At 67.1% G+C, this 4,334-nt stretch carries 4 protein-coding genes; 2 read left to right on the plus strand and 2 right to left on the minus strand.

Features of this window, described 5'->3' with window-relative positions; all coding sequences use genetic code 11:
- Positions 1-183 precede the first annotated feature (183 nt).
- On the plus strand, positions 184-1,101 hold the full coding sequence (locus tag OXK16_11500) for a DUF559 domain-containing protein (GenBank protein MDE0376568.1): 918 nt from the start codon (positions 184-186) through the stop codon (positions 1,099-1,101).
- 124 nt (positions 1,102-1,225) lie between these two features.
- Positions 1,226-2,026 carry a polyprenyl diphosphate synthase gene (gene uppS, locus OXK16_11505; protein ID MDE0376569.1) on the plus strand — a complete coding sequence of 267 codons (801 nt, stop codon included), beginning with the start codon at positions 1,226-1,228 and terminating at the stop codon, positions 2,024-2,026.
- Here uppS and OXK16_11510 read toward each other — a convergent pair whose 3' ends face one another.
- Both OXK16_11510 and OXK16_11515 read right to left on the minus strand, forming a co-directional pair.
- Positions 2,027-2,911, minus strand: a complete 885-nt coding sequence (locus OXK16_11510) for a site-specific DNA-methyltransferase (protein ID MDE0376570.1) — start codon at positions 2,909-2,911, stop codon at positions 2,027-2,029.
- Between the two features lie 348 nt (positions 2,912-3,259).
- Positions 3,260-4,141, minus strand: coding sequence for a hypothetical protein (locus OXK16_11515; GenBank protein MDE0376571.1), 882 nt, complete (start codon positions 4,139-4,141; stop codon positions 3,260-3,262).
- Positions 4,142-4,334 lie beyond the last annotated feature (193 nt).

The following is a 4,334-nucleotide window of genomic DNA, read 5'->3' on the forward strand; positions in this document are numbered from 1 at the left end:
GATGCACAGGGCGTCACCGGTGGTGCGGTGTTCCTGAGGTTCGTAGCCGCGGTGTGGCCGAATGCCGGATCCGTGCCCCACGCCCCTAGCCCTCCTGCGAACAAGACCCTTGAAGATGACCCCGATCGCGGGCACCTTGCAGGTCTCAACGTACGCAAGAGAGGCCAACGAAAGGAAAGGGCTATGGCGGCACCGACGGTGGGACCGAAGATCCGGCGGCTGGCCGACTCACAGAATGGGCTGATAACGGGCGACCAGGCGATCAAGGCGGGCCTCTCGAGGTCCTCCATCAGGCGTCGCATTGAATCGAAAGAGTGGGACCACATCGAAAACGACATCTACCTCGTCTACGGGACTCGCTCGAAGGTCGTCTATCTGCGGGCTGCTGTCCTCGCTCTCCCGGCAGTGGTCTCTCATCAGTCGGCAGCCCAGCTACACGGGCTCGGCTATAAGACATTCACTGGAGCTGTGGTCACCGTGCCCCACCGCCGCAGCAACCGCTTCGTAGAGGTTCGGGTTCACCAATCGACCGACCTTCACCGGCGATACGTCACCCACATCGCCGACTTCCCCGTCACCAACCCCGTCCGGACCATGTTCGATCTGGCGTCCGTAACCGAGTTCGACGAGCTCCGCAGCATCGCACAGAAGGCACTGGCGGCCCGCCGCGTGACCTATGAAGGCCTCGCCGAGATTCTCGAAGAGCTGGGTCGGCGGGGCCGTCCCGGCACGACCCGCTTCCGCAAGCTGATCGAAGAAGTCTCGCCCGGGTACGCCGCCCCCGAGAGCGTCATGGAGGAGAGGATGCTCGCCCTTCTCAACGAGGGCGGGCTGCCGAAGCCCGCTCTCCAGATGCCGCTCCCGTGGCGGAGTCCCACGAAGGGTCGGGTCGACTTCGCCTATGAGGACGCCCGGGTGATCATCGAGTGTGACGGGCGCCGCTGGCACACGACCATGGAGGCGTTCGAGAGCGATCGCCGCCGGGACAATCTCGCTCAGCTGAACGGATGGAGAGTCCTGCGCTTCACCTGGAGCGACCTCAACGAGACGCCGGCCGGAGTGCTGTACCAGATCTCCCAAGCCCTGCGCCTGGCCGCCTGAACCCGCTACCCGACTACGGACAGCCCTCCGGGACCTCCGGGGTGATGACGGGCTCCGGTTGGGGCTACCATCCTGTAGCGGACCAGCACGATGCCTGGTCGCAGACCGGCTCCCAGGAAGGCCAATGACCGACAAGGCGCGCCCCACTTCCCTGACCGCTCCCCTGTACCGCCTGTACGAGCGGCGCCTCCTGCGTCAACTGGACCCGGACCGTCTCCCCCGCCACATCGGGATCATCCTGGACGGCCACCGGCGCTACGCCCGGGCCGAGGGCCTGGAGACCTACTCCCACAGCTACCGCAGCGGGATGAGGCGGTTCGAGGAGTTCCTCGGCTGGGTGGCCGAACTGCCCATCCCCTCCATCACCGCCTGGGTTCTGTCCACCGAGAACCTGGCCCGGCCGGCGGAGCAGATCGAGCCCTACTTCAACACGCTGACCGAGATGTTCCAACGGCTTCCGGAGCGCACCGACCGCCTGGGGTTCCGGCTGAAGGTGATGGGGAGCCTCGACCTCCTACCCGCCGACCTGGTGAAGGCCGCCAAGCATGCCGTGGAGGCAAGCCGGCCCACTTCGCAGGATTCCCCGAAGGTCACGGTCGCCATGGGGTACGGCGGGCGCCAGGAGATCGTCGATGCCTGCCGCGACCTGGTAGATGAGCTGCTCGGCCGGGGCACGCCTCCCGAGGAACTGGCCGAGCACGTGGATGCCGCCGGCATCGCCGCCCACCTGTACGAGCCCGACCAGCCGGATGCCGACCTGATAATCCGCACCTCGGGCGAGTCCCGGCTGTCGGGGTTCCTGCTGTGGCAGGCCGCCTATGCCGAGTATGCCTTCGTGGACGTGTTCTGGCCGGACTTCAGGCGGGTCGACTTCCTCCGCGCCCTGCGAGACTACGCCGCCGCCGACCGCCGCTTCGGCCGCTAACTAGCCCGGACGAGCCGGGGCGCCACCGACCGGAGCCACGGCTTCCATCCTCTGCTCGGCGATGGCCACGTAGTCAGCTGAGACATCCACGCCGATGTAGTCCCGCCCGGCCAGCAGCGCCATCTTGGGGGTGGTGCCGGACCCGCACATCGGATCGAACACCAGGTCGCCGGGCTCGGTCCAGGACCTGATGTGGTCGGCGGCCAGCTTCTCGGGGAATACGGCCGGATGGCGGAAGGCCACCCTGTCCCTGGTCGTGCCCCCCAAGCCCACCGCGTACGCCCAGATGTTGGTCCTGGTCTTCTCCTTCTTGAGCTCCTTCAGCACCTTGTTGTTGACCGCGTCCGGCCCCTTGTTGTGGGGAAGCATCTCGTAGCCGCTCCGGACAGTCGGCTCGGTGAGCGGGTTGAAGGTCCTCGGGCTCCCCTTGCTCAGCACGAACATGAACTCGTAGGCGTTGGTGTAGGCATTGCTCCGCATGAAGGGGGTGTTCTTCTTGCGGTAGATCATCACGTCATGCATCCGGAACCCGATCTCCTGGAAGAAGAGTCCCTGCCGGAAGCTCGAGAGGGTGCGCCGCCCGGCATCGATCTTGTCCCCGACCACCCACACCACCACGCCGCCTCGCTTGGTGACCCGGAACAGGCCGCGCGCGATGGCCTCGAAGTCGAACGAGTACCCGTTGTAGTTCCGCAGGTTGTCATAGGGAGGGGAAGTGACGGTCAGATCGACAGTCCCGGCGTCCATCCGGGCCATGAACTCCACGCAGTCCGCCACGTACAGACGGTTGCGCCCGATGCTCATTCCGCCCCGCTCCGTGCCCGCCGCCTGGCGATGTGCCTGGTAGTCATGGTCCTCCTCTACGACCTCGCGGCTAGTCGTCACGCCTGCCTTCCAAGACCGCGTACCGAAGGCCCAGTCCGCCGCATCCGGGGAAAAGACCGCGAAAATCGCGGCAAGCGGGCTCCGCCCGCTGGGCCCTCCCCCTCCGCCACCACCTTGGTCCGAGACGCGTCCCGCCAAGCCCTCGGCGGGGCGGTCTCGAACGATTTGATCCCTCGTGTGGCCCGGCCGACGTCGGAGCCGGACCGCTGGTAATTGCGGTTATCCAATAACCTATAGCGAGGGTGTGACAAGTTCAACCCCCTTGCCGGCAGGCAACGGCCCGGGTGGAGGTCCAGACGCATACGGACCGGCGCCGGGCAAGAGCCGAAGCAGGTATGCATCCTGCGCCTAGCCGCCGGCACGCCGGTCCCTCTGCCCCGCAGCCGGAGAACCAGCGCCGTTCTCCTGCCGGGTGATCCTCAGGTACTCCTTCACCACGTCGGCCTTCCCGAAGCCGGGGGTGATGGTGTTGTTCTGCGACAGGGCGGCGAAGTCCATGCTCAGCAGCCGGTCGAGGACGGCCGGGGTCCCGGCCTTGAACAGGATCCACTGCTTGGTGCGCTCGCAGCGGTCGGCGGAGGTCTCCCGCCTCGAGTAGTCCTGGTAGCCCTGCCGGGGCACGGCGAAGTCGAAGTCGTGGTCGAAGACCTTGAGCGCCCCGGGCGTGTTGTTGTACTGCCACATCTCGAAGTCGGCGTGCCGGATGGCGGGCGGGCTCAGCAGGCGCATGTCCTCGAAGTCGTGGTTCGCCTCCCTGGTCCAGACCTGGAACTCGGCGTTGAGCCGGTAGTCCGCCTCGGCCCGCGTGTAGAAGGCCGGGCCCTCCAGTCCCAGAGTCGCGATCCACCGGAACCCGGGACGCAGGTTCTTGTGCACCGAGTACTTCCGGAACTGGACGGGGACCACGAAGGCGATGGTGTTCGCCATGGCGGCCGCCCGGTTGAAGAACCGGATGGCCAGCCTCGACCGGTGGCCGAAGGGCGGATTGCCCACCACCACCGTGTGCCGGGGGTCCTCGATCGTGTCCTCGAAGGGCCAGGTGAGGAAGTCGTGCCGGATGATGCCGGGCCGCTGCGGCTCGATGTCGATGCCGATGCGCCGGCCGGCGGGCAACAGGTCGAGGAAGCAACCCTCCCCGGCGCTCGGCTCCACGTAGAGGATGCGGTCGTGCCGGAGGTCCGCCAGCCGGTCAAGCGTCTCGAGCAGGAAGCGGAAGCAGCGGTCCGCCACGGCCGGCTTGGTGTAGATCTGATCCAGCCCGATGGCGCCGCCTCCTCCCTGCCACGCCCAACCCTAGGTGTCGCATCCGGACCCGAGCGGTAATGCAGGCAGGTGTTGAACGGCCGGGCTCGACACGCCCGTCAGACGGCGGCCGGGGGGCGGAGGCGGTCGGCCACGGCGCGGGTGAGGCGGTCGAGGATGG

It is taken from the genome of bacterium (assembly GCA_028821235.1).
Taxonomy (GTDB): domain Bacteria; phylum Actinomycetota; class Acidimicrobiia; order Spongiisociales; family Spongiisociaceae; genus Spongiisocius.